21 protein-coding genes, 1 tRNA gene and 1 pseudogene are annotated in these 22631 nt (G+C 68.8%); 13 read left to right on the plus strand and 10 right to left on the minus strand.

The annotated features are described in order from the left end of the window. The first annotated feature begins 67 nt into the window (after positions 1–67). The gene (locus tag ACTWQF_RS34900) at positions 68–253 is read left to right on the plus strand and encodes a hypothetical protein (protein WP_443283780.1); all 186 of its coding nucleotides are present in this window, start codon (positions 68–70) and stop codon (positions 251–253) included. Between the two features lie 54 nt (positions 254–307). Here ACTWQF_RS34900 and ACTWQF_RS34905 read toward each other — a convergent pair whose 3' ends face one another. The 3 genes from ACTWQF_RS34905 to nth all read right to left on the minus strand — a co-directional run bounded on the left by ACTWQF_RS34905 (position 308) and on the right by nth (position 3596). After that, a complete protein-coding gene (locus ACTWQF_RS34905; RefSeq protein ID WP_443283781.1) occupies positions 308–1507 on the minus strand; it encodes a MarP family serine protease in 1200 nt (399 codons plus the stop codon). A 203-nt stretch (positions 1508–1710) separates the two neighbouring features. Continuing rightward, a complete protein-coding gene (locus ACTWQF_RS34910; RefSeq protein WP_443283782.1) occupies positions 1711–2433 on the minus strand; it encodes an NUDIX hydrolase in 723 nt (240 codons plus the stop codon). Further along, positions 2430–3596 carry an endonuclease III gene (nth, locus tag ACTWQF_RS34915; RefSeq protein WP_443283783.1) on the minus strand — a complete coding sequence of 389 codons (1167 nt, stop codon included), beginning with the start codon at positions 3594–3596 and terminating at the stop codon, positions 2430–2432. The genes ACTWQF_RS34910 and nth overlap by 4 nt, the downstream gene beginning before the upstream one ends. A gap of 265 nt (positions 3597–3861) precedes the next feature. Between nth and ACTWQF_RS34920 the strand changes: the two genes are divergently transcribed. Next, positions 3862–4536 carry a Crp/Fnr family transcriptional regulator gene (locus tag ACTWQF_RS34920; RefSeq protein ID WP_019355551.1) on the plus strand — a complete coding sequence of 225 codons (675 nt, stop codon included), beginning with the start codon at positions 3862–3864 and terminating at the stop codon, positions 4534–4536. A gap of 124 nt (positions 4537–4660) precedes the next feature. On the opposite strand, the gene ACTWQF_RS34925 is transcribed toward ACTWQF_RS34920, so the two are convergent. From ACTWQF_RS34925 to ACTWQF_RS34940, 4 genes are all read right to left on the minus strand, one after another. Continuing rightward, on the minus strand, positions 4661–5491 hold the full coding sequence (locus ACTWQF_RS34925; RefSeq protein WP_443283784.1) for an MBL fold metallo-hydrolase: 831 nt from the start codon (positions 5489–5491) through the stop codon (positions 4661–4663). After that, positions 5488–6372, minus strand: a complete 885-nt coding sequence (locus tag ACTWQF_RS34930; protein ID WP_443283785.1) for an NUDIX hydrolase — start codon at positions 6370–6372, stop codon at positions 5488–5490. Before ACTWQF_RS34930 ends, ACTWQF_RS34925 begins: the two co-directional genes overlap by 4 nt. Positions 6373–6497: 125 nt before the next feature. Then, complete coding sequence (locus ACTWQF_RS34935; RefSeq protein ID WP_443246323.1) at positions 6498–6962, minus strand: RidA family protein; 465 nt, start codon at positions 6960–6962, stop codon at positions 6498–6500. Continuing rightward, the gene (locus ACTWQF_RS34940) at positions 6959–7120 is read right to left on the minus strand and encodes a DUF4177 domain-containing protein (protein ID WP_003975360.1); all 162 of its coding nucleotides are present in this window, start codon (positions 7118–7120) and stop codon (positions 6959–6961) included. Before ACTWQF_RS34940 ends, ACTWQF_RS34935 begins: the two co-directional genes overlap by 4 nt. Before the next feature lie 111 nt (positions 7121–7231). On the opposite strand from ACTWQF_RS34940, the gene ACTWQF_RS34945 reads away from it, so the two are divergent. Together ACTWQF_RS34945 and ACTWQF_RS34950 are read left to right on the plus strand one after the other, a co-directional pair. Then, complete coding sequence (locus tag ACTWQF_RS34945) at positions 7232–8251, plus strand: ArsA-related P-loop ATPase (protein WP_443283786.1); 1020 nt, start codon at positions 7232–7234, stop codon at positions 8249–8251. A gap of 77 nt (positions 8252–8328) precedes the next feature. Further along, positions 8329–9777, plus strand: coding sequence for an ArsA family ATPase (locus ACTWQF_RS34950; RefSeq protein ID WP_443283787.1), 1449 nt, complete (start codon positions 8329–8331; stop codon positions 9775–9777). 204 nt (positions 9778–9981) lie between these two features. Here the strand turns inward: ACTWQF_RS34950 and ACTWQF_RS34955 are convergent, their stop codons facing one another. Continuing rightward, the gene (locus tag ACTWQF_RS34955) at positions 9982–10332 is read right to left on the minus strand and encodes a WhiB family transcriptional regulator (RefSeq protein ID WP_443246320.1); all 351 of its coding nucleotides are present in this window, start codon (positions 10330–10332) and stop codon (positions 9982–9984) included. 474 nt (positions 10333–10806) lie between these two features. On the opposite strand from ACTWQF_RS34955, the gene ACTWQF_RS34960 reads away from it, so the two are divergent. Continuing rightward, the gene (locus ACTWQF_RS34960) at positions 10807–13107 is read left to right on the plus strand and encodes a transglycosylase domain-containing protein (RefSeq protein ID WP_443283788.1); all 2301 of its coding nucleotides are present in this window, start codon (positions 10807–10809) and stop codon (positions 13105–13107) included. Between the two features lie 99 nt (positions 13108–13206). Here the strand turns inward: ACTWQF_RS34960 and ACTWQF_RS34965 are convergent, their stop codons facing one another. Beyond that, positions 13207–13671 carry a GatB/YqeY domain-containing protein gene (locus tag ACTWQF_RS34965; protein ID WP_443283789.1) on the minus strand — a complete coding sequence of 155 codons (465 nt, stop codon included), beginning with the start codon at positions 13669–13671 and terminating at the stop codon, positions 13207–13209. A 220-nt stretch (positions 13672–13891) separates the two neighbouring features. Here ACTWQF_RS34965 and ACTWQF_RS34970 point away from each other — a divergent pair, with 220 nt between their 5' ends. The 4 genes and pseudogenes from ACTWQF_RS34970 (at position 13892) to ACTWQF_RS34985 (ending at position 17718) form a co-directional block, all read left to right on the plus strand. Continuing rightward, positions 13892–14836: a metallophosphoesterase gene (locus ACTWQF_RS34970; protein WP_443283790.1), complete on the plus strand. Its 945-nt coding sequence runs from the start codon at positions 13892–13894 to the stop codon at positions 14834–14836. A 71-nt stretch (positions 14837–14907) separates the two neighbouring features. Continuing rightward, positions 14908–14981, plus strand: a tRNA-Pro gene (locus ACTWQF_RS34975). A gap of 122 nt (positions 14982–15103) precedes the next feature. Further along, positions 15104–15292: pseudogene (locus ACTWQF_RS34980) on the plus strand (DUF488 family protein); the annotation flags it as partial. A gap of 1622 nt (positions 15293–16914) precedes the next feature. Continuing rightward, a complete protein-coding gene (locus ACTWQF_RS34985) occupies positions 16915–17718 on the plus strand; it encodes a MerR family transcriptional regulator (RefSeq protein ID WP_443283791.1) in 804 nt (267 codons plus the stop codon). A gap of 368 nt (positions 17719–18086) precedes the next feature. Here the strand turns inward: ACTWQF_RS34985 and ACTWQF_RS34990 are convergent, their stop codons facing one another. Further along, entirely contained in the window at positions 18087–18977 is an 891-nt protein-coding gene (locus ACTWQF_RS34990) for an NAD(P)-dependent oxidoreductase (protein ID WP_443283792.1), read from the minus strand. Between the two features lie 180 nt (positions 18978–19157). Between ACTWQF_RS34990 and ACTWQF_RS34995 the strand changes: the two genes are divergently transcribed. The 4 genes from ACTWQF_RS34995 to ACTWQF_RS35010 all read left to right on the plus strand — a co-directional run bounded on the left by ACTWQF_RS34995 (position 19158) and on the right by ACTWQF_RS35010 (position 22473). After that, positions 19158–19487, plus strand: a complete 330-nt coding sequence (locus ACTWQF_RS34995; RefSeq protein WP_443283793.1) for a winged helix-turn-helix transcriptional regulator — start codon at positions 19158–19160, stop codon at positions 19485–19487. Between the two features lie 250 nt (positions 19488–19737). Continuing rightward, a complete protein-coding gene (locus ACTWQF_RS35000; RefSeq protein ID WP_443283794.1) occupies positions 19738–20493 on the plus strand; it encodes a class I SAM-dependent methyltransferase in 756 nt (251 codons plus the stop codon). Positions 20494–20583: 90 nt separating this feature from the next. Then, positions 20584–21315: an N-acetyltransferase gene (locus ACTWQF_RS35005; protein WP_443283795.1), complete on the plus strand. Its 732-nt coding sequence runs from the start codon at positions 20584–20586 to the stop codon at positions 21313–21315. Between the two features lie 153 nt (positions 21316–21468). Next, positions 21469–22473 carry a hypothetical protein gene (locus ACTWQF_RS35010; protein ID WP_443283796.1) on the plus strand — a complete coding sequence of 335 codons (1005 nt, stop codon included), beginning with the start codon at positions 21469–21471 and terminating at the stop codon, positions 22471–22473. Positions 22474–22631: the final 158 nt, after the last annotated feature.

Here is a 22631-nt window from a genome sequence, read left to right on the forward strand (position 1 = left end):
GCCGCATAGGCCGATTGAGGGGGGCGGCGGCGATTACTGACCTTGAGGCGGGGGCAGGGACCCGGGTATGGGGTTGACGCACGACTTCCGTGACGTGGCACGTAACCGCAGCCTTCTGAGGGACCCGCGCGGCCAGGCTTCCCCGCGCGCCATGGCCCGGCTGCATCCCGCCGATGCCGAGCTGGGTATCCCCCGCATTCTGCGTCGCCGCGCACGCTGGGTCGGCGCCAGACTGCGGCACCACCGCTCCTGAGCGCCGAGATCCGGAGATCCGGTTTCCCCGTAGGACGGCATCGGTCCGGTCCCGTCAGATCGCACAGCCCTGGCTGTTCACCGTCCGCTGGGCCGTGCGCCCTCGGGTGATGTCCTGGCGCACCTCGTCGACGCTGAGGGCGTAGCCGGTGCTGTCGTCGTCCAGCGACTTGGCGAAGACCACGCCGTAGACGCGGCCGTCCGGGGTGAGCAGCGGGCCGCCAGAGTTGCCCTGCCTGATCATGGTGTAGAGCGAGTAGACGTCCCTGCTGACGGTGGACCGGTGGTAGATGTCCGGGCCGTTGGCCTGGATACGGCCGCGTACCCGGGCCGAGCGGACGTCGAAGCCGCCGTTCTCCGGAAAGCCCGCCACGATCGCGCCGTCACCGCTCTGCGCGTCCTGCTCGGCGAAGCGCAGCGCAGGCGCGGTCAGCCCTGGGACGTCGAGGACGGCGATGTCGCGCTTCCAGTCGTAGAGCACGACGCGGGCCAGATAGCGCTGCCCCTCCCCGCCGACCTGCACGGTCGGGTGGCGTACCCCGCCGACGACATGCGCGTTCGTCATCACCCTGCCCCGCGAGAAGACGAACCCGGTGCCCTCCAGTTCCTTCCCGCAGCTCGGTGCCGTACCGACGACCTTGACGATGCTGCGTTTGGCGCGCGCCGCGACGGGGCTGCCCGCCAGTTCCGGGTCGGGCGGCCGGACGTCGCGGATCGGCTCGTTGGAGAAGGGCGAGAAGACCTGCGGGTAGCCGTTCTCGGCCAGTACGGAGGAGAAGTCGGCGAACCAGGCGTTGACCTGCTGGGGCATGACTCGCGAGACGCCGAGCAGGACGTTGGAGTCACGCACCTCCCGGCCCAGCGTCGGCAGCGACGTAACGGCCAGCGCGGAGCCGAGCAGCCAGGCGACGACGAGCATCGCGAGGACGTTGACGAGCGCGCCCCCCGTCGCGTCCAGGGCCCGCGCGGGCGACCAGGTGATGTACTGCCGCAGCTTGTTGCCCAGATGTGTGGTGAGGGCCTGGCCGACGGAGGCACAGATGATCACCACGATCACGGCACCGATCGCCAGCCCCGTCCCCGGCCGGTTGCCCGCCGTGAACTCGTCCCACAGCAGCGGCAGGACGAGCAGCGCGACCAGGCCGCCCCCCAGGAAACCGAGCACCGACAGGATGCCGACGACGAAGCCCTGGCGGTATCCGACGATCGCGAACCATACGGCAGTCACGACCAGCAGTACGTCCAGCACGTTCACCGAATCAGCCTCGCCTCGGGTCCATCTCCGCAGTAGTCCACTCCCCGCCCCCCGGCGGCGCACCGTATGCGGTCCGCGCAAGGTACAGGCGGCCGCGTGTACGGGGCTGCCCAGGAGAGCGGAAGAGACACCGTCTCATGCGCGCGCGGGTGCGAGGGTCACGCGTACCCGTCGATCCGGTCGATGCGAGGGTCACCCGTGAGTCACGCGTGCCAGTCGAGGGGGACCCGGCGGTCGCGGTCCCAGGGTCGCTCCCACCCGGCGTAGTGCAGGATCCGGTCGATCAGGCCCGCCGTGAACCCCCACACCAGCGCCGGGCCGACCATGAAGGCGGGCCCCACATGGCCGGCCGGGTGGACGGCCATGGCGCGGTTGGCGGGGTCGGTCAGGTGCGAGACGGGGACCGTGAAGACGCGGGCCGTCTCCGCCGGGTCGACCGGCGCCACCGGCGTGGGACGCCGCCACCAGCCGAGCACCGGCGTGACGACGAAACCGCTGACGGGGATGTAGAGGCTGGGCAGCACGGCGAACACCTGCACGCCCGAGGGGTCGAGCCCCGTCTCCTCCTCGGCCTCGCGCAGCGCGGCCCGCAGCCGGCCGTCGCCCTCGGGATCGCCGTCCTCCGGATCGAGCGCCCCGCCGGGGAAGGAGGGCTGCCCGGCGTGCGAGCGCAGGCTGGAGGCACGCTCGATCAGCAGCAGCTCGGGGCCGCGTGGTCCTTCCCCGAAGAGCACCAGGACGGCGGAGGGCCGGCCTTTGCCGTCACGCGGCGGAAGGAAGCGGCTGAGCTGGCCCGCCTCGACGGTCTCCGCCGCGTCCCGCACAGGGACGAGCCATTCCGGCAGCCCCCGGCCACTGACCTCGACCGGCACCGAGGCCGCGCGGGCGTCCGCTGCCCGGTCCGAGGACTGCCCGGCACGCGTCACCGGGCCGCTCCGAGAGCGGAATCGGTCGTCGGCCCGGCTTGTCCGGACTCGGTTGCGGACTCGGTTCCGGAGGCTGTCGCGGGCTCGGCTTCGGAGGTGGTTGCGGACTCCGTGGCCGGGTCGCGGGAGGGGAGCGGCGGGGCGGGGCGCCCCGGGTAGTTGGCCGGGGGCTTGAGACGCTGCCCCGGCTGACCGCCCATCTCGTACTTGAGCAGCTTCTTCGCCTTCTCCGGGTCCGTCTCGCCCTCGCCGTAGGAGGGGCAGAGCTCCGCGATCGGGCAGGCGCCGCAGGCGGGCTTGCGGGAGTGACAGATGCGGCGGCCGTGGAAGATCGTGCGGTGCGAGAACATCGTCCACTCGCTCTCCGGCAGCAGGTCGTCGATCTCCTGCTCGACCTTGACGGCGTCCGTCTGCTCGGTGAGCTTCCAGCGGCGCACCAGTCGGCCGAAGTGGGTGTCGACAGTCAGCCCGGGGACACCGAAGGCGTTGCCGAGCACCACGAACGCCGTCTTACGGCCCACGCCGGGGAGCTTCACCAGCTCGTCTATCGAGTCGGGGACCTTGCCGCCATGGTTGTCCCGCAGCGCCGCTGAGAGGCCGAGCAGGGACTTGGCCTTGGAGCGGAAGAAGCCGGTGGGACGGATCAGCTCCTCCAGCTCCTCCGGGTTGGCCGTCGCCATGTCCTCGGGGGTGGGATACGCGGCGAAGAGAGCGGGCGTCGTCTGGTTGACGCGCAGATCGGTGGTCTGCGCGGAGAGGACGGTGGCCACCAGGAGCTCGAACGGATTCTCGAAGTCCAGCTCCGGATGCGCGTAGTAGTAGACCTCCGCCAGCGCCTCGTTGAGCTGCGCGGCACGCTTCGCTCTGGACGCCTGCGACTCCGGCCTGCCCCCGGACGCCTTCTTCGCGGCGGACGACTGAGCGGGAGCCTTCTTCGCGGGAGCCTTCTTCGCGGCGGACTTAGTGGCAGGGGCCTTCTTGGCGGCGGACTTCGTGGCGGCGGCAGCCTTCTTCGCGGGAGCCTTCTTGGCCGGGGCCTTGGCGGCCGGAGACTTCTTCGCGGCGGCAGCCTTCTTCGCGGCGGCCGTCCTGCCGGCCTTGGTGGCCTGCTTGGCGGCAGCCTTCTTCGCCGGCGCTTCGGCCGCCGTCTCGTGTTCGCTCACAGCGGAATCCTCTGTTGCCGTCACCCGCCCAGCCCCCTCTCTGTACGTGCGCTTCCCGGGGTAGTGGACACTCGGCCAGCGTAAGGCGCCCCACCGACATTCGTGGCACACGCGGCGGATCCGGGGCCCTAGCGCGCCCCGCGTTGGGGGCGACAGCATGCGTGCGTCAAACTTGTGACTGATTGCTGTGACTGATCGCATGGTTTCACCGTCCGGCATCATGGGTTCCACGGACCCCATGGGCAGGTCGACAAGGAGAGAACTCGTGGACGACGTTCTGCGGCGCGCCCCGCTCTTCGCGGCGCTCGATGAGGAGCAGGCCGCTGAGCTGCGCGCCTCCATGACGGAGACGACGCTCGCTCGCGGCGAGGCCCTCTTCCACGAGGGTGACCCGGGCGACCGCCTCTATGTGGTGACCGAAGGCAAGGTGAAGCTGCACCGCACTTCGCCGGACGGCCGGGAGAACATGCTGGCGGTGCTGGGCCCCGGTGAGCTGATCGGCGAGCTGTCACTGTTCGACCCGGGCCCGCGTACGGCCACGGCCTCGGCACTGACCGAGGTCAGGCTGCTGGGGCTGGGCCACGGCGACCTTCAGCCCTGGCTGAACGCCCGGCCGGAGGTGGCCTCGGCGCTGCTGCGGGCCATCGCCCGGCGGCTGCGCCGTACCAACGACTCCATGTCCGACCTGGTCTTCTCCGACGTGCCCGGCCGGGTGGCCAAGCAGCTGCTGGACCTGTCCCGCCGCTTCGGCGTGCAGTCCGAAGAGGGCATCCACGTCGTCCACGACCTGACCCAGGAGGAGCTGGCCCAGCTGGTGGGCGCCTCCCGCGAGACGGTGAACAAGGCGCTGGCCGACTTCGCCGGACGCGGCTGGCTGCGCCTGGAGGCCCGCGCCGTCATCCTGCTGGACATCGAGCGGCTGGCGAAGCGCTCGCGCTGACACCTGCGCCGGGACCCGTCCCGATCCGTACGCACGTGTAAGGGGCGCCCTCCAAGGGAGGGCGCCCCTTACGTCGTGCCAGGCGGCCCGTACGTGTGCCAGGCGGCGCGCTCTCGGCAGGGGCTCACACCAGCCCGTGCTCGACCAGATAGTCGAGCTGGGCCCGTACCGACAGCTCCGCCGCGGGCCACAGGGATCTGTCCACGTCCGCGTAGACGTGGGCCACCACCTCGGCGGCTGAGCGGTGCCCCTGCTCGACAGCCGTCTCCACCTGGGCGAGCCGTTTGGCGCGATGGGCGAGGTAGAAGTCGATGGCGCCCTGTGCGTCGTTGAGCACGGGCCCGTGGCCGGGCAGCACCTGACTGACGCCGTCGTCCACGGTCAGGGACCGCAGGGCGCGCAGGGAGTCGAGATAGTCGCCGAGCCTGCCGTCCGGATGGGCGACGACCGTGGTGCCCCGGCCGAGCACCGTGTCGCCGGTCAGCACCGCGGCGTCCGCGGGGAGGTGGAAGGAGAGCGAGTCGGCGGTGTGCCCGGGAGTGGGGACGACCCGCAGCTCCAGGCCGCCCGTGGTGATGACGTCCCCCGCGCCGAGCCCCTCGGCGCCCAGGCGCAGCGCCGGGTCGAGCGCGCGGACCGGCGAGCCCGTCAGCTCGGCGAACCGCGCGGCGCCCTCGGCGTGGTCCGGGTGGCCGTGGGTGAGCAGGGTGAGCGCGACCCGCTTGCCCTGCCGCTCGGCGGTGGCGATCACATTGCGCAGGTGTGCGTCGTCCAGCGGGCCGGGGTCGATGACGACGGCGAGATCGGAGCCGGGTTCGGCGACGATCCAGGTGTTGGTGCCGTCCAGCGTCATGGGCGACGGGTTGGGGGCGAGCACACAGTAGGCGCGAGGGCTGGCCTGGCCGTCGAGTGCGCCGCCGCGCGGCTGGCCGGGGAGTGCTGCGGCGTCGGTCATGCGGGATCGATCCTCTTGGTGAACTCGTCGTGTCCTGGCCAGCTCAGCACGACCTGACCGCCCTCCAGGCGAGCGCGCGCGAGTACGGGCGCCAGATCGCGCTGCCCGGCGGCGGCCAGTGCCTCCGCTGCCGTCCCGTACGGCGTCAGCTGGCGCAGGGTGGAGATGGTGGGCGGCATCATCAGCAGCTCGCCCCTGTCGTAGCCCGCCGCGGCCTCCTCGGGCCGGACCCAGACGGTGCGGTCGGCCTCGGTGGAGGCATTGCGCGTGCGCTGGCCCTCGGGGAGCGCGGCGACGAAGAAGTACGTGTCGTAGCGCCGGGTCTCGAACTCGGGCGTGATCCAGCGGGCCCAGGCCCCCAGCAGATCGTCACGCAGAACGAGCCCCCGGCGGTCGAGGAAGTCGGCGAAGGACAGCTCGCGGGCGACCAGCGCCGCGCGGTCCGCCTCCCAGTCCTCCCCCGTGGTGTCGGCGACGACGGTGTCAGGGTCGGGCCCGGCCAGCAGGACACCGGCCTCCTCGAAGGTCTCGCGGACGGCGGCGCACACTGTCGAGCGTGCCGTGGCCTCGTCCGTACCCAACCGCTCGGCCCACCACGCGGCCGTCGGTCCCGCCGCCTCCACGGCACGCGCGTCCCGTGGATCGACGGAGCCGCCCGGATACGCGTACGCGCCGCCCGCGAACGCCATCGAGGTCCGCCGCCGCAGCATATGGACGGCCGGCCCGTCCGGAGTATCCCGCAGGAGCATCACGGTGGCGGCTCTGCGCGGCGTCACCACAGTCAGCTCCCCTGCGGCCAGAGCGCGGATACGCTCCGGCCACTCGGGCGGATACCACTGGCCGCCCTGGTCGGGCGGACTGGACGACGACGATGACGACATGGCCGGATGCTACGGCCCACCGCCCGGATGTTCGAGAGGCCCTTTCCCTGCCGGGCCCCTCTCCCCGCCACGCCCTTTCCCCGCGGCTGCGGCGGCGAGAGGGCCGCCCTCTCTCTCGAGCCGGCTCAGTCGGCCAGCTCGACCTGCATCTCGACCTCGACCGGCGCGTCCAGCGGCAGCACGGCCACGCCCACCGCGCTGCGGGCATGCTTGCCCGCATCACCCAGCACCTCGCCCAGCAGCTCGCTGGCACCGTTGATGACGCCGGGCTGGCCGGTGAAGTCCGGTGCGGAGGCGACAAAACCGGTGACCTTGACGACGCGGGCGATCCGGTCCAGGTCCCCGGCCACGGACTTGACGGCGGCCAGCGCGTTCAGCGCCGCCGTACGCGCCAGATCCTTCGCCTCCTCGGGCGTGACCTCCGCGCCGACCTTCCCGGTCATCGGCAGGGTGCCCTTCACCAGCGGGACCTGGCCTGCGGTGTAGATGTACGGGCCGGTCTGCACCGCCGGTACGTACGCACCGGCCGGGGTGGCGGTTTCGGGCAGCTCCAGCCCGAGCTGCGCAAGCTTGTCCTCGACCGCGCTCATGCCTGCTTCTCCCGCTTCAGGTAGGCCACCAGCTGCTCGGGGTTGTTCGGTCCGGGAACGACCTGGACCAGTTCCCAACCGTCCTCGCCCCAGGTGTCGAGGATCTGCTTGGTCGCGTGCACGAGGAGCGGCACGGTTGCGTATTCCCACTTCGTCATGGGGAGACCCTAACGAACGCAACCGCGGGCAGAGCCGCCGCGAGTGCCGTCCGGGCGGCCGACGGTGACCGGTCTCGCCGGAGCGCCGGGCGACGAATTAGGCTCCCAGCCGTGAGCAGGCTTCACGTAGTGACCGGCAAGGGCGGGACCGGCAAGACGACGGTCGCCGCCGCACTCGCGCTGGCGCTGGCACACGGCGGCCGGCGCACGCTGCTCGTCGAGGTGGAGGGCCGCCAGGGCATCGCACAGCTCTTCGAAACCGAGCCGCTGCCGTACGAGGAGCGGAAGATCGCCGTCTCGCACGGCAACGGTGAGGTGTACGCCCTCGCCATCGACGCCGAGCGGGCGCTGCTCGACTACCTCCAGATGTTCTACAAGCTCGGCAGCGCAGGCCGCGCCCTCAAGCGGCTGGGCGCCATCGACTTCGCGACGACGATCGCGCCCGGCCTGCGCGACGTACTGCTGACCGGCAAGGCGTGCGAGGCGGTACGCCGCCGGGACAAGCGGCAGCGGCCCGCCTACGACGCCGTGGTGATGGACGCACCGCCCACCGGCCGCATCGCACGCTTCCTCGGCGTCAACGAGGAGGTGGCGGGGCTCGCCAAGGTCGGCCCCGTGCACAACCAGGCGCAAGGCGTCATGCGCCTCCTCAAATCGCCGGAGACGGCGGTGCACCTGGTGACGCTGCTGGAGGAGATGCCGGTCCAGGAGACGGTGGACGGCATCGCCGAGCTGCGGGCCGCCGGACTGCCCGCCACCTCCGTGGTGGTGAACATGGTGCGCCCGGCACTGCCGGGCGAGGAACAGCTGCTGACCGCCGAGGAGCGCACGGACGAGATCGCGCGCACCTTCGCCCGCGCCGGACTCGGGGGCGCACGCCGTGGAGGGCGTGCCGAACGGCTTGTGGCGCCCCTCCTGGAGCAGGGCAGAGAGCACGCCGAGCGAGTGCAGCTGGAGCGCGGGCTGCGCGCTGAGCTGTCCGCACAGGGCCTGCCGGTACGAGAGCTCGGCCTGCTCAGCGAGGGCGTCGAACTGGCGGGCCTGTACGGGCTCGCCCGCGAGCTGCGGGGCCAGTGGGAGACCGCGGGGACCGCCGCGCGGACAGCCGGGACGGGCGGGAAGCACCCGTGACCCCAGGTCCCCCGCACCCGACGCAGACTCCCAAGAGGCCGCAGCCATCCGCGATATCCGGGGAAGGAGAGGCATCCATGGCCACACCGCCGGACGCCGACGCGCTGGACATCGACCCCCTGCTCGACGATCCGACGACCCGGATCGTCGTCTGCTGCGGCTCAGGAGGCGTCGGCAAGACCACCACAGCCGCTGCCCTGGGCGTACGCGCAGCCGAGCGCGGGCGCAGGACCGTCGTACTGACCATCGACCCCGCACGCCGGCTCGCCCAGTCCATGGGCCTGTCCGAGCTGGACAACACCCCGCGCGAGGTCCCCGGCATCGACAAAGCCGCGGGCGGCGAACTGCACGCCATGATGCTCGACATGAAGCGCACGTTCGACGAGATCGTCGAGACGCACGCCGATCCCGACCGCGCCAAGGCCATCCTGGACAATCCCTTCTACCAGTCGCTGTCCACCGGTTTCGCCGGTACGCAGGAGTACATGGCGATGGAGAAGCTCGGCCAGCTGCGTGCGGGCGACGAGTGGGACCTGATCGTCGTGGACACCCCGCCCTCCCGCTCCGCGCTGGACTTCCTGGACGCGCCCAAGCGCCTCGGGTCGTTCCTGGACGGGAAGTTCATCAAGCTGATGATGGCCCCGGCCCGGGTCGGCGGCCGGGCCGGGATGAAGGTCGTCAACCTCGGCATGGCCGGGCTCTCCCTGTTCACCGGGGCCCTCAACAAGCTGCTGGGCGCGGGCCTGCTGCGGGACGTGCAGACGTTCGTGGCCGCCATGGACACCATGTTCGGCGGCTTCCGCACCCGCGCCGACGCCACCTACCGGCTGCTCCAGGCGCCGGGCACCGCCTTCCTCGTCGTGGCGGCACCGGAACAGGACGCGCTGCGCGAGGCCGCGTACTTCGTGGAGCGGCTGGCCGCCGACCGGATGCCGTTGGCCGGGCTGGTGCTCAACCGGATGCACGGCAGTGACGCGGCCGGGCTGAGCGCCGAGCGGGCAATGGCGGCGGCCGAAAATCTTGAGGACGGCGGCATTGTGGATCGCGCCGGGGGGAAGAGTCTGCATCGCGACGCTCCATCGGCCGGCCCAGCGGATTCCGAGGACGGCTCCCCCGCCCCCGAGCGCCCCGGCCCAGCCCGGTCCGTCACCACACCTGGGGGGAACGAGACCACCGATACGACGACCGAGACGAAAACCGAGCGAACGATCCCTGACGCGCGGTCGGCCGTCGACCACGTGTCCGCGCACGACGGCACCACCGACTGCGACGACAGCCGTGACAGCGACCACAGCGAGGACGCCGTAGCCGTGCTGGCAGCCGGGCTGCTGCGGCTGCATGCCGACCGCATGCGGCTGCTGGCACGTGAACGGCGCACGCGTGACCGGTTCACGGCACTGCACCCGGACGTGCCTATGGCCGAGGTGGCCGCACTGCCCGGTGACGTACACGACCTGGGCGGTCTGCGCACGATCGGCGAACGGCTCGCCCACCGGCGTCGACGGGCCGCCACGGACGCGGGCTGACCGCGCCGTCGCCGGCTGACCGCGCCGTCGCCACAAGCGACCGGCGCGTCACTCTCCCGTCTGACGACTCTCCCGTCTGACGTCTGACGGCGAGTCGACATCGATGCAGTCGATGCAGCCGATGCAGGAGTCAGCACCACCGGGGCCCGTCTGGCCACAGGCCCGTGCGGCGTCTCCGTGCCGCAGTACCGTTCCGCCGGGTGGTCAGCCCACCGCGGCGTACCGCTCGTGCTCGTCCGTCTCCAGGTCCACGTCGACCGGCAGCACCACGCCGGTGCTGCGCTCGTACTCCGAACGCGCCGTCTCCAGCAGGCGGCGCCAGGAGGTGACCGTCGGGCGGCGGCGCAGCAAGGCTCTCCGCTCGCGCTCGGTCATTCCTCCCCAGACTCCGAACTCCACGCGGTTGTCCAGAGCGTCGGCGAGACATTCCGTGCGGACCGGGCAGCCTGTGCACACGGCCTTCGCGCGATTCTGCGCGGCGCCCTGCACGAACAGTTCGTCCGGATCCGTAGAGCGGCAGGCAGCCTGCGCGCTCCAGTCTGTTACCCAGCTCATTGCCGGTGCCGTCCTCTCCCGAATCGAGGCTCCCCCACGGCGGCGAACGGCATATTCACCGTTGCCAGTTGAGGACGTTACGGAAGAGCGCACAGCACGCAACACCCCCTTCGGGCCCAATCTTGAATGGCCCGAACGGACTATGCGTGCCCAGCACATCACCCAACGGAGTGAGCCGGAAGCGCTGCGCAGAATCCGGGGGCGGACAGGGGGGCGGACGACGGGACGGTCGCCTCAGACGTAAGGCGACAACGTGCGGCGCGCGGCGGCGCGAGGGAGAGAGAGGGGCGACGGGTGAGGGGTGAAGTGCGAAGGAAGGGAGGTAAGGGGAGGTGAAGGGAGGTGTCAGAGTGACAACAGTCTCAGCCTAAGTGACCGGCGCGACGCTGTCCGGCGTTTGCCATGCTTCCCAGCCGGTGCGGTCACATCGACGCATCGTAGGCTCTGACACCGACGCGTCGTAGGCTCTTCCCCATGGCTAAGAAGCGCGCGGGCAGCGGAGTCAGCAAGCCCCAGCAGATCGCCAAGTTCGTCGGCGTCAGTGTGCTGGCGGGCACGGTGATGGCCGGACTCGCGCTGCCCGCTGTCGGGACGCTCGGCCTGGCGACGAAGGGCACCGTGGAGGGCTTCGACGAGCTGCCGGTCAATCTCAAGCGCCCGCCGCTCAGCCAGCGGACGACGATCCTGGACAACGAGGGCGGCGAGATCGCCAAGGTCTACTCCCGTGACCGCACGGTGGTCGACCTCAAGGACATCTCCCCGTACATGCGCAAGGCGATCGTCGCCATCGAGGACGCGCGCTTCTACAAGCACGGTGCCGTCGACCTCAAGGGCGTACTGCGGGCGCTGAACCGGAACGCACAGTCGGGCCAGGTCTCCCAGGGCGCCTCGACGCTCACCCAGCAGTACGTCAAGAACGTCTTCGTGGAGGAGGCCGGCAACGACCCGGACAAGGTCGCCCAGGCCACCCAGCAGACGATCGGCCGCAAGATCAAGGAGCTGAAGTACGCGATCCAGGTCGAGGAGGAGCTGGGCAAGAAGAAGATCCTGGAGAACTACCTCAACATCACCTTCTTCGGCCAGCAGGCGTACGGCGTGGAGGCGGCGTCGCAGCGCTACTTCTCCAAGTCGGCCAAGGAGCTGAACCTGGAGCAGGCGGCGCTGCTGGCGGGCATCGTCCAGTCCCCGAGCCGGTACGACCCGGTCATCCACAAGGACGAGGCGACCAAGCGGCGCAACACCGTGCTCAACAGGATGGCGACGCACCACGACATCACCCGCAAGCAGGCCGAGGCCGCCAAGGAAAAGCCCCTCGGGCTGGACGTCAGCGAGCCCAAGAACGGCTGCATCACCGCAACCAACGGTGCGGGCTTCTTCTGTGACTACGTACGCGAGGTCTTCCTGAACGACGAGGCGTTCGGCAAGACCCGCAAGGAGCGCGCTAAGCGGTGGAACCGGGGCGGTCTCACCGTCAGGACCACGCTGGATCCGAAGGCGCAGCAGTCGGTGAAGAACTCGATCGAGTCCCATGTGAACAAGTCGGACAAGGTCGCGACCGCCGCCACGATAGTGCAGCCGGGCACCGGAAAGATCCTGGGCATGGGGCAGTCGCGCCCGTACGGCTTCGGGAAGAACGAGACGCAGATAAATCTCTCGGTGGACAAGTCCGCGGGCGGCGGCGCCGGATACCAGCCGGGGTCGACGTTCAAGCCCGTGATCGCCGCGGCCGCGCTGGACAAGGGGATGAGCCCCTACAAGTCCTACCCTTCGCCGTACCGCATGCAGTACCCCTCGCCGGTCAACACCTGCAAGGGCAAGTGGCGCGGCAAGGCACCGGTCGAGAACGAGAACAGCTCTGAAGTCGGCCCCTATCGGATGAAGGAGGCGACCGCGAAGTCGGTCAACACCTACTTCGTCTCGCTGATAGGGGAAACCGGCATCTGCCCGGTGACGAACATGGCGAAGAAGATGGGCATCGAGCGGGCCGACGGCAAGAAGATCGACCAGGTGCCGTCCATCTCGCTCGGCACCCAGGAGATGTCGCCGCTGACCATGGCCGAGGGATACGCCACCTTCGCCAACCGCGGCGTTCACTGCACCCCCGTCGCCATCGAGTCGATCACCGACGCGCAGGGCAAGAAGCTGAGCGTGCCCAAGACCAGGTGCGAGCGCGCGATGAAGACCAAGACCGCCGATACGGTCAACTCGCTGCTGCGCGGCGTGGTCGAGGACGGCACCGGCAAGAAGGCGGGCCTGAGCGGCCGCGACAGTGCGGGCAAGACGGGTACCACCGACCAGAGGTACGCGGCCTGGTTCGTCGGCTACACCCCGAACATGTCCGGCGCCGTCTGGGTCGGAGACCCGGCGCACCGTACGCGGATGGTCAACATCTCCATCGGCGGCGTCCGGCACGACAAGGTCTTCGGTGGCGAGGTGCCGGGCCCGATCTGGCGGGACGCGATGGCAGGCGCGCTGGCCGGTGAGGCAGCGCCGGACTTCCACCACGTACCGATCCGGGACGGCGGTAAGAAGCCCCGCGTGCCCAAGCCGCCCTCCCCACCGAAGCCGGACGACGACGCCGGGGACGACCGGCCCACCGACCCGTGGCCCGACCCCTCCGTACCGCCGGACGTCATCGGTGGCGGGGACGCCATGGGCGGCACCGGTGACGGTGGCGGCATCGGAGGCGGCGGCTGGCCCGGCGGCAACGGCAACGGTAATGGGGGCAACGGTGCCGGCGGCTGGGATACGGACGGCGGTGGTGGCTGGCCGTAACCCGCGGCGGGCCCTGTCGGCTGCGAGCGCCAGTCGGCCCAGATGTAAGGGGCGCCCTCCCTGGGAGGGCGCCCCTTACGCGTCTGGTACAGCCGGTGGCTAGCCCGCCAGGCGCTTCTTGACCGCTGCCGCGACCCGGCCGCCCTCCGCCCGGCCCGCGACCTTCGGGTTGACGATCTTCATGACGGCACCCATCGCCCTCGGCCCCTCGGCACCAGCCGCACGGGCCTCCTCGACAGCCTCGGCGACCAGCGCGTCCAGTTCCTCGTCCGTGAGCTGCTTGGGCAGATAGTCCGCCAGCACCTCGCCCTCGGCCCGCTCCCGCTCCGCCTGCTCGGCACGGCCCCCGTCCGCGAACGCCTCTGCCGCCTCGCGCCGCTTCTTCGCCTCGCGGGCGATCACCTTCTGCACCTCGTCGTCGGAGAGCTCGCGCGCGCTGGTGCCCGCGACCTCCTCCTTCGTGATCGCGGCAAGGGTCATCCGGAGAGTGGCGGAACGGAGCTCGTCGCGCTCCTTGATCGCTGCGGTCAGGTCGTCCTGCAGCCGGGACTTGAGCGTGGTCATGGGGGCCAGTGTGCCAGGACCGTGCCGGGGCGCGCCGAAGATATCGGGGCCGGGTGACTCGGAGGCATGCGGGCTTGCATCGGGGCGGGACAGCTCTTCGGGGCGGAAGCACCGGGGCGGGGCATCGGGGCCGGACGGCTCTTCGGGGCGGGAGCATCGGTGCGGGGCAGCTCTTCCACAGGCCCTGCGGGCGGCCTCCAGGGTCTGCGACCATGGGGCCATGCGCGCGCGATACCGGATCCCCCTGAAGACAGCCGTCGGCATCACGGCGCTCGGCGCGGCCTGCGTCGGGTACGCGGCGGGTGTCGAAGTCCGTTCGTTCCGCCTGCGACGGGTCTCCGTGCCCGTACTGCCCCCCGGCATGCACCCGCTGCGCGTCCTTCAGGTCTCCGACATCCACATGGTCCGCGGCCAGCGGAAGAAGCAGCGGTGGCTGCGGGAGCTGGCAGGGCTACGGCCCGACTTCGTGATCAACACCGGGGACAACCTCTCCGACCCCGAGGGCGTACCCGAAGTCCTCGACGCGCTGGGCCCGTTGCTGGAGTACCCGGGCGCCTATGTCTTCGGCTCCAACGACTACTACGGGCCCAAGCTGCGCAACCCCGCCAAGTACCTGGTGGAGAAGGCCACCGGCCGACACGGCCTCAATGGCAATCCGCCCGCCGTCGGCGCCGTCCACAACCCGTGGGAGGAGTTGCGGGACGCCTTCGACACCGCGGGCTGGGTGGGCCTCTCCAACACCAGGGGCCGCCTCAAGCTGGACGGCGGCCAGGAGATCGCGCTGACCGGGCTGGACGACCCGCACATCAAGCGCGACCGCTACGGAGAGGTCGCCGGCGGCCCCGAAGCGGACGCGGATCTCTCGCTGGCCGTCGTACACGCTCCGTACCTGCGCGTACTCGACGCGTTCACCGCCGACCGCTACCCGCTGATCCTGGCCGGTCACACCCACGGCGGCCAGCTCTGCGTTCCCTTCTACGGCGCCCTCGTCACCAACTGCGACATCGACACCGACCGCGTCAAGGGCCTCTCCACCCACCGCGCGGGCGGTCACGAGTCGTATCTGCACGTCAGCGCGGGCTGCGGCACCAACCGCTACACCCCCGTCCGCTTCGCCTGCCCCCCCGAAGCCACCCTCCTCACCCTCACCCCCCGCCGGACCTGACCCCCGGCGGACCCCCTCAAAACCCGATTTCGCCTCAGCGCTCCCCTGGGCTAAAGTAGTCGTCGTTGCTTCGGGGTGTAGCGCAGCTTGGCAGCGCGCTTCGTTCGGGACGAAGAGGTCGTGGGTTCAAATCCCGCCACCCCGACAGAGGAAACACCAGGTCAGGGGCCTGATCCGTGAGAGCGGGTCGGGCCCCTGATTCGTTTCGGGGTCTGTTTTGGGAGAAATTTGGGAGAAGATCTTGGTCGGCTTCTCCCACCGGGTGCTCTGGGGCCACGTGAAGTCAGCGACCACGGGCACTCGTACCAGCACGTTCATGACCAGCGTATCGATGTCGTGGCGGACGTACGGCTCACGCCGATCAGTCGTAAGAAAGGCTTCAGCAAGACCCGCCTCGGTCAGGCGCTCGCCGGGGTCGGCATCGAGTACACGCACCTGCGGGGCCTGGGCAATCCTTGCTTCCTCAGCCCAGGAGACGGCGCGAGCGTGCTTGCGCTGCTCGCCGAGGCGGTCGAAGAGGAGCAACTGTGCGACGACTGACGCGGCCCGCGAGGGTGGGCAAGAAGTGCTGGACAACGGCGCGGCAGACGCGGGCGCGCTCCGCCAGGCACTTGAAGCCTCCAACCGGGCGCTGACCGATGCGCTCCGCGTCGCTGACAGCAGGTGACCGCCTGGCGGACTATGAGGCCGTTGAAGCCGACGAGGACGAGAAGGACGATGACCGGGGTGGAAAGCCCTTACCTGCCAGCGGAAGCTTCGGCTGAAGGGACGTCAGGAGGCCGCGCCACGGGTCTCAATTTGGGTCTCATTCATGGGCGTCCAGCGCCGTCCGCTCAGGTTCGCACAGAACGTCCCCCGCGCGTTCTGAACGTACCTGAACGACCCCTTACAGCCCCTGACCAGCCCGAACAGACCACGAAAGCGAGTGAAGAGCAACTCCTTCGTGGGTTCAAATCCCACTGCTACTGCTGTGAGCCGGCAGGACGAAGGGCCGGGCCCATTGGGGTCCGGCCCTTCATCGTGGCTGGGCGTGAGGCCCAGCGGAAGTCGGTGGGCAGCCAGCAGGTTACGGACGATCCGGCGGATTACGGGCGGCAGGTGCCGACGTACACGGCGTACGTTTCGGGGTTCATGGTCGAGAGCCCTGTCTGCGGGATAGCGCTGTGAGGTGCTACGCAGAGCCTGCCGGCCGGTGTGCCGTCCCGCCGCTGGACCTCACAGAGCGACGGCTCGGACGATTCGTTCCTGACCTCGTAGTTGACCGCGTCATGGCGGACCAGCGTGCACCTGGGCCCTTCCGCAGAAGCGCCGGCCTGAGCGCTGAGCGGCGCGGCCTGAGCCGATGGGGCAAGGGCGAGCAGGGCACCGCCCATCACGGTCGCCGCCAGGACTCCCCCGGTCCGCCGAAGAGTGCTTCGCATGTCAATGCCTTTCGTGTAGCACAGCGGTCCGACCGTGGGTGTCACACCTCCCCGCCCGGCCGCCGTTCCCCCTTTTGTCTTGCCGCCGCCCACCGCCACGCGTGGTCAGCGTCGTCCATGTCGCAGTGCCGTGAGGAAGTCTCGCGGCGAACAGACGTCTGAGGCAGGCGACTTCGCCACCCTAACTGGCTGGGCTGGAGCGAGGCGACCAGTTCGGGCTCCACACCGACGGTCGAGCGACAGTCCGTGGGCGGCCCATGCTCCTCTCCTTGGCCGCGACCGACCGTCCCGATCCCTAATTGCGACCTGGTCCGTCGTGGCTTTCTCGCACACCGTGGCTTTCTCGCGCACGAAGCTCGCGCGGCTTCCAACCCGCTGCCCCTCGACAGCGACCGCTCATGAGCTACAGATCTCCTGCGTGCGGGCTCGGCTCCGGCACGCAGAATGCCGCCACGAGAACCCCACGCAGCCGCCACCGGAGAGAGCGCAGAATCCGCGGAAAGCCTGTTGAACTTGCCTCTTGGACAGGGGCGTTGTGGGGGGGCTGGGTCTGGGTAGGTTCCGCAAAAGGCGCCGGAAGTAAGAAAAATGCGCGGAACCTTGAAGCCATCGGGATCACTTCACCGCCGGGCGTCGGTCGCGGCGACAATGAGGGGCATGCATGATGCCACTGACGCCGATGGCCTGACCGTCGGACAGGTCTCAGCGCGTCTGGGCGTGACAGTCCGCGCGCTGCACCACTGGGATGAGATCGGTCTGGCGCGACCGTCGCTGCGTACGGCTGCCGGGTACCGGCTCTACACCGCTGGTGATCTGGAACGCCTGCACCGCATCGTCGTCTACCGTGAGATCGGCCTCGGCCTGGACAGGATTCGGGCCGTCTTGGACGACTCGGCCGCAGATGTGCCCGGCGCATTGCGCGCGCAACGCGCGCAGGTTGCTGAACGGATCGACCGCCTCCAGAAGCTCAGCGCCGGGCTGGATCGGATGATCGACGCCCATGAGCGCGGCCTGCTGCTGAACATCGAGCAGCAGGCCGCGATCTTCGGCCCCGAATGGAACCCGGACTGGCCCGCCCAAGCCCGTCAGCGCTACGGAGACACGACGCAATGGCGGCAATACGCCGAACGCTCAGCCTCTCGCGATCCTGAGGAATGGCAGACCATCGCCGACGCCGTTGCCGACCTCGACCGCACACTCGGGGATGCGATGGACGCCGGCGTCACACCTGGCAGCCCAGAAGCGAATCAACTCGTCGAGCGGCACCGCGAAGTTTTTGCTTCGTACTTTCCCCTCACCAGACAGATGCAGGTCTGTCTCGGCCGCATGTTTGAGGCTGATCCGGGATTTGCTGCCCACTACGACGGCATCCGCGCCGGCCTTGCCACGTGGTTCCGTCAAATCATCGACGCCAGTGCGCGCGCCCACAGCATCGACCCCGATACCGCGACCTGGCAGTAGAGCGCGGGCCCAAAAGCCTGCACCCGTGGGGGCGTCCGACGCCTTTACGAACCCGGAGGGTCTCCTGACTCACCCAGCGCCCGTCTGACCCCTCTCGGAAGGCGGCTGACTGATCATTGAGCGGTCCATGCGGGCTGGACACAGGCGCACGGCGCTGCAGCCATGGGTGGCTCGCCACTGCGTGAGCGCCGACTCGACCTGCTACGCAACTGAAGGTGACGCAGGACTCCAGGACCGCTCTTCCCGACGAGAGGTGGTTCGCTGGTACTCGCGGTCGGGGTGGCGATTGTTGGGGCTGTGGCCTCGGCCGTAATGCGGGCGAGTTGGGTGATTTATTCGCTTCCCGCAGAGTCGTATGTGGTCCTGGGCTATGCGGGCTGCGTTGGGGTTTTGAGGATTTCTGTCAGGGCGGAGATGCTGTGGTCGCCATGGCCGGCTTCGGCCGCTCGCTTGAGCAGGTCGTGGAAGGGCTTGTGCCACTCCATGTCGAGGTTCGCTTCCTTGCCGAGTTCCTCGTCATGGGCGGCTCCGGCCAGGAACAGGTTTACTGAGGACGCGGGCTTGCTGTAGTCGCCGCGGTCAATCTCCTCGGCGAAAAGCGGCAGTATCGAGTTGATCATCTCGAACCACTTGATGCTGAACCGAACCATCGAGGCAGCCGTGAGGCCGCGGGCCTGTACAGCTGCCGCGCCCTGGAAGAAGCCGACGAGCGCGGGTAGCAGGGTGCCGCCCACCGCCATCTCGTACAGAGCGGCGAGGTCCGCGTCGGTGCCGAGGTAGACGGTGTCGCCACCCAGCACCCGCAGCGTCGATGCGAACTCGTCGAAGACGCTGTTGTCGCCGCCGTAGTACAGGAGGGTGTCCTCGGCACCCACGGCGGACGGCACGTTCTTGATCGCTCCATCGAGGTAGCGTGCGCCATGCTCGTGTGCCCATGCGGCCATCTGACGGGCCCCGGCTGGTGAACCGCTGTTGAGCGTCACAAGAGCCCGCCCCTTGAGCGTGGCAGCAGCCGGTTGCAGGGCCTCGATGGTGCTGTCATACGTGGTCAGGCAGGCGATGACCAGCGGACTCGCCGCGACCGCCTCGTCCACCGTGTGCGCGTGAACAGCTCCCTTGGACACCAGCGGCGCGGCCTTCGACGAGTTCCGGTTCCAGACGGTGGTCGGGTGTCCTGCGTCAATGAATGCCTCGGCCAGTGCGCTGCCCATTGAGCCCAGCCCGATGAGAGTTACGGGAGTGCGGTGATGCCCGGTCATACGTTGCTCCTGCCTGATGCCGATTTACCTGGAGCCCGGAAAGGGGCCAATAACAGGTCCTTCGCACGGAGTTGTTGCGCTCTCGGTGCGATGCCTGCTCCATGCTGCGAGGGGCACCAATGTTTCTGCAAGTACCTACAATTCTGTCCGGTACCCACATTCTTGTTAGGGGGAGTGCTGGTGAAGAGGCGGAGTTATACCTGCGGGCTGGACGCTGCCATCGACGTCATGGGAGGGAAATGGAAGGGACTGATCCTGTTCTGGCTCGGCGAAGGACCGCTGCGCTTCGGCGAGTTGCGCCGGACCGTGGCCGGCATCAGTGAGCGGATGCTGATCCTGCAACTGCGGGAACTGGAGGCCAGCGGCCTCGTGCACCGCGAGGTCCATCACCAGGTCCCACCGAAGGTGGTGTACTCACTGACCGAGTTCGGCGGCTCGCTCATCGCCGCACTCGAACCACTCGGCCAGTGGGGCGAAGAACACATGGAGCGTCTTGAGACCCTCCCGTGAGCCGGGCACACCCGAGGGAGCTCGGGATCGCCGCCGCTCCGACGGGCACCATGTCGGTCAGGTCTCGTCGCGGTCTGCTGGCCGGTCACGCCCTCCTCAGGTATTCGGCTGGGGCTGCGCGGCGTGTTTGCGGGCCAAAATTGGCCGCTCACACCTTCGGGGGAACCTCGGGCTGGATCGACGCCTCGTGGGCAGTAAACACGAGCCACGGTCCTTCATTCGCAGAAAAGGAACAAGAATGGGAGTCGGCATGAACACCCCCACCCAGGGTTCACCTTCGGCCGAGGAGATCGACTTCTACGCAGCAAGCAAAGAACAAATCGCCGCAACCGGCAGCCCATTTGTTTTCGAAACACTCCCTTGGGACATCGGTGCAGCGCAGCCACATGTCATTGCGCTTGAAGAAGCGGGCGCATTCCATGGCCGTGTGCTCGACACTGGCTGTGGTCTTGGCGACAACGCCATCTACCTCGCCCTCAGGGGACACCACGTTATGGGCGTCGACTGCTCTCCCGCTGCCATCTCCCAGGCCGGGGACCGTGCCTCAGCCCGTGGCGCCAACCTCGTCGAGTTCCGAGTCGCAGACGCCACCCGGCTCGACGATGTCGGAACCGGCTACGACTCCATCCTCAGCAGTGCCCTGTATCACTCTCTGCCTGATCACGGCCGCCTCCCGTACGCCGCAGCCATCCACCGCGTCAGCGCCCCTGGGGCACATCTGCATCTTTTGACCTTCGCAGATGATCTCCCCGAAAGCTACCCCCTGAACTCCGGCATCACACAAGACAAATTGCGTACCACATTCGACGCCCATTGGAATATCGACCACATTACACAAATCCAATTCAGCACGACCTTCACCCCCGACTCCCTTGATGCAGTCAGCGGCAAACTTCTCTCCCAGCGTGGATCTGACCACAATCCAGCCGGAAACGTCCGCTGGCAACGCGACAGCCAAGGCCACCTACAACTTGAAATGTGGTACCTCCACGCCATCCGAATCTGAAGGTTCATTCACACGGCCCGAACATTTGCCGGGCCCATTGGGGCGCCCTTGTGGTGATCAACTGCTCAGCGCAGTCGGGAGGGAATTTGAATGAAGGTAACGACTCTGGCGGAGCGGCCTTGGCTTGCCGAGGTTCCTCTGGTACAGCCCTTCAAGTGGCCGGAGTTCATGCTTCAGGGGAACGACAAACCCTCTGCTATTGCTGATGGACTCCATTTGCCTTTCAGTATCGTGGCCACTGAACCCGAGGGCGTCGTCGCACGAGGCTCAGCGGTTCCGTTCTCCGCGTCCGGGCCCGATCGGCGGGAACTTCCCGATCGAGGCTGGTATCAGGTGCTCCAGTGGGCCGCCGAAGACGCTCGGGAGGGTACTGCTGTGGACACCATCGCCTTCATCAGCGTGACAGTGTCTGCCGAGCGGCGGGGGGTGGGTCTTGCGGGCCGGATGCTGGGGACGCTGAAAGACCTGGCCCGCTCACAGGGCCTGAAGACCGCCGTGGTGCCTGTGCGTCCTGAGGACAAGGCTCAGGAGCCGAGCGTGCCGATGAGCGAGTACGCCGCTCGTGTCCGGGACGACGGCCTGCCCAGTGACCCCTGGCTACGCACGCACGTGCGCGCGGGCGGAAAGATCACCGGAGTCGCCCCGGCAGCGATGACCATCTCGGGGTCGCTGGCGCAGTGGCGCCGCTGGACGGGAATGCCCTTCACAACTGAGGGACCGGTGGAGGTTCCCCGGGCTTTGGCTCCGGTGTACTGCTCGTTGTCTCAGCAGCACGCGGTGTACGTCGAACCCAACGTGTGGGTGCGCTACGACCTGTCCTGACGCTCGCCCCCGGAAGCGGTGCTCGGCGCGGCGCCGTACGGCACAGCGAGCGCGCGACAGAGGGCGCCATCGGCCACTTGGTTGCCTCGGCGTGGGTGGTGGCCCACCACGGTTGACCACTCTGCCGGTACGGCAAGTGTCGAGAGGGACCCGATGCCTACGCTGCTCTACTACCCTCTGGTCAGACCGCCCCAGGAGGTCCTCCACCAGGCGCTGTTGTACTGGGACGCCATTGCGTCCGTGGTGCCGGGGGATCCAGGCATTTACGAGGCGGCGGTCTCGGCGGATTTGAAGGACCTCGAAGAGCGAGGGCTCTACCACCCCGTCGTCCTCGGTACCGAGTACCGCCGACCACTCGACGACGACGCGGAGCAGTTTCCCGTCTTGCTCCAGGAACTTGGTGAACTCGCCGACAGGCCACCCAGTCCTCAGGCTTCCGTCATGGACGCGTTCGTCTTCCGCTCGAAGGTCGGCCACTTCTTGCAGGGCGAAATCGTCCGCCTCGGCCTGGGGCGAAGGCTGGGGGGCTCGGGGATGTGGGACGGCGCAGGTCTGGCCGCGTCCACGGAGGTGCAACTCCTGTTGCTGGCCGCACTGGCACAGGAAGTGGCCTCGAAGAGCGCTGATCGGGCCTACACGCCGTACACCGATCAGCGATCCGCCCACGAGACGTCGCTGCGGCCACTGGCACCTGCCACCGGTGTGGCAGCCTGGCGAGTTGAGCTCGGCCGTCTCATGCCCATGCCGGCACCGGCCACTCCGACATCAGAGGTCCTGGCCTTCCGTGACTGGTACGCCGCCGAACGGGAACGCTTGATGGGCGCTACCCAGACCATGCTCTGCGAATTACGCCGCGAATGGGAACACCCGGCCGACGTGCTGGAACGCATGCGGGCGGGGCTGAAGCAGGCGCGCGAGGACTACCAGGCGGCTGCCCGGGCCAGCCGTATGGCCTGGGTGCACAGGTCCGTCTCAGTCACGGTGGGAGTGGCTACCGCTGCTGCAGGTGCCTTGGTCGTCGCGGATCTCGCCTGGGTTGCCGGTATAGCGGGCAGTATCGGATTCAACCTCGCTACCCGTGAAGTTCGCCCGCTGTTCCGCGCGAGGAATGAGCACCCCTTCAGTTATCTGCACCAGGTTGATCGCGAGTTGGGTTGACGTGCTCCCTGGCCTGAAGTCCAGGGATTCCGGCCTGGGTCGCCTGACCCTTCCGGGGGCTTCCTGCTTCACTGCGCTGTGCGGGCACGTGTGCCCGTCTTACCGGCACTCCACAGGCGTTTAGCGTCTCCACCCGTCCGGTGGCAACGATACGGCGT

The sequence above is a fragment of the Streptomyces sp. 8N114 genome, assembly GCF_052245835.1.
GTDB lineage: Bacteria > Actinomycetota > Actinomycetes > Streptomycetales > Streptomycetaceae > Streptomyces.

Coding starts and splice junctions, on each gene's coding strand:
- ACTWQF_RS34900 (WP_443283780.1), top strand. CDS start 68: ATGGGGTTGACGCACGACTTCCGTGACGTGGCACGTAACCGCAGCCTT.
- ACTWQF_RS34925 (WP_443283784.1), bottom strand. CDS start 5,491: ATGACCGACGCCGCAGCACTCCCCGGCCAGCCGCGCGGCGGCGCACTC.
- ACTWQF_RS34930 (WP_443283785.1), bottom strand. CDS start 6,372: ATGTCGTCATCGTCGTCGTCCAGTCCGCCCGACCAGGGCGGCCAGTGG.
- ACTWQF_RS34935 (WP_443246323.1), bottom strand. CDS start 6,962: ATGAGCGCGGTCGAGGACAAGCTTGCGCAGCTCGGGCTGGAGCTGCCC.
- ACTWQF_RS34940 (WP_003975360.1), bottom strand. CDS start 7,120: ATGACGAAGTGGGAATACGCAACCGTGCCGCTCCTCGTGCACGCGACC.
- ACTWQF_RS34950 (WP_443283787.1), top strand. CDS start 8,329: ATGGCCACACCGCCGGACGCCGACGCGCTGGACATCGACCCCCTGCTC.
- ACTWQF_RS34955 (WP_443246320.1), bottom strand. CDS start 10,332: ATGAGCTGGGTAACAGACTGGAGCGCGCAGGCTGCCTGCCGCTCTACG.
- ACTWQF_RS34960 (WP_443283788.1), top strand. CDS start 10,807: ATGGCTAAGAAGCGCGCGGGCAGCGGAGTCAGCAAGCCCCAGCAGATC.
- ACTWQF_RS34965 (WP_443283789.1), bottom strand. CDS start 13,671: ATGACCACGCTCAAGTCCCGGCTGCAGGACGACCTGACCGCAGCGATC.
- ACTWQF_RS34970 (WP_443283790.1), top strand. CDS start 13,892: ATGCGCGCGCGATACCGGATCCCCCTGAAGACAGCCGTCGGCATCACG.
- ACTWQF_RS34985 (WP_443283791.1), top strand. CDS start 16,915: ATGCATGATGCCACTGACGCCGATGGCCTGACCGTCGGACAGGTCTCA.
- ACTWQF_RS34990 (WP_443283792.1), bottom strand. CDS start 18,977: ATGACCGGGCATCACCGCACTCCCGTAACTCTCATCGGGCTGGGCTCA.
- ACTWQF_RS35000 (WP_443283794.1), top strand. CDS start 19,738: ATGAACACCCCCACCCAGGGTTCACCTTCGGCCGAGGAGATCGACTTC.
- ACTWQF_RS35005 (WP_443283795.1), top strand. CDS start 20,584: ATGAAGGTAACGACTCTGGCGGAGCGGCCTTGGCTTGCCGAGGTTCCT.
- ACTWQF_RS35010 (WP_443283796.1), top strand. CDS start 21,469: ATGCCTACGCTGCTCTACTACCCTCTGGTCAGACCGCCCCAGGAGGTC.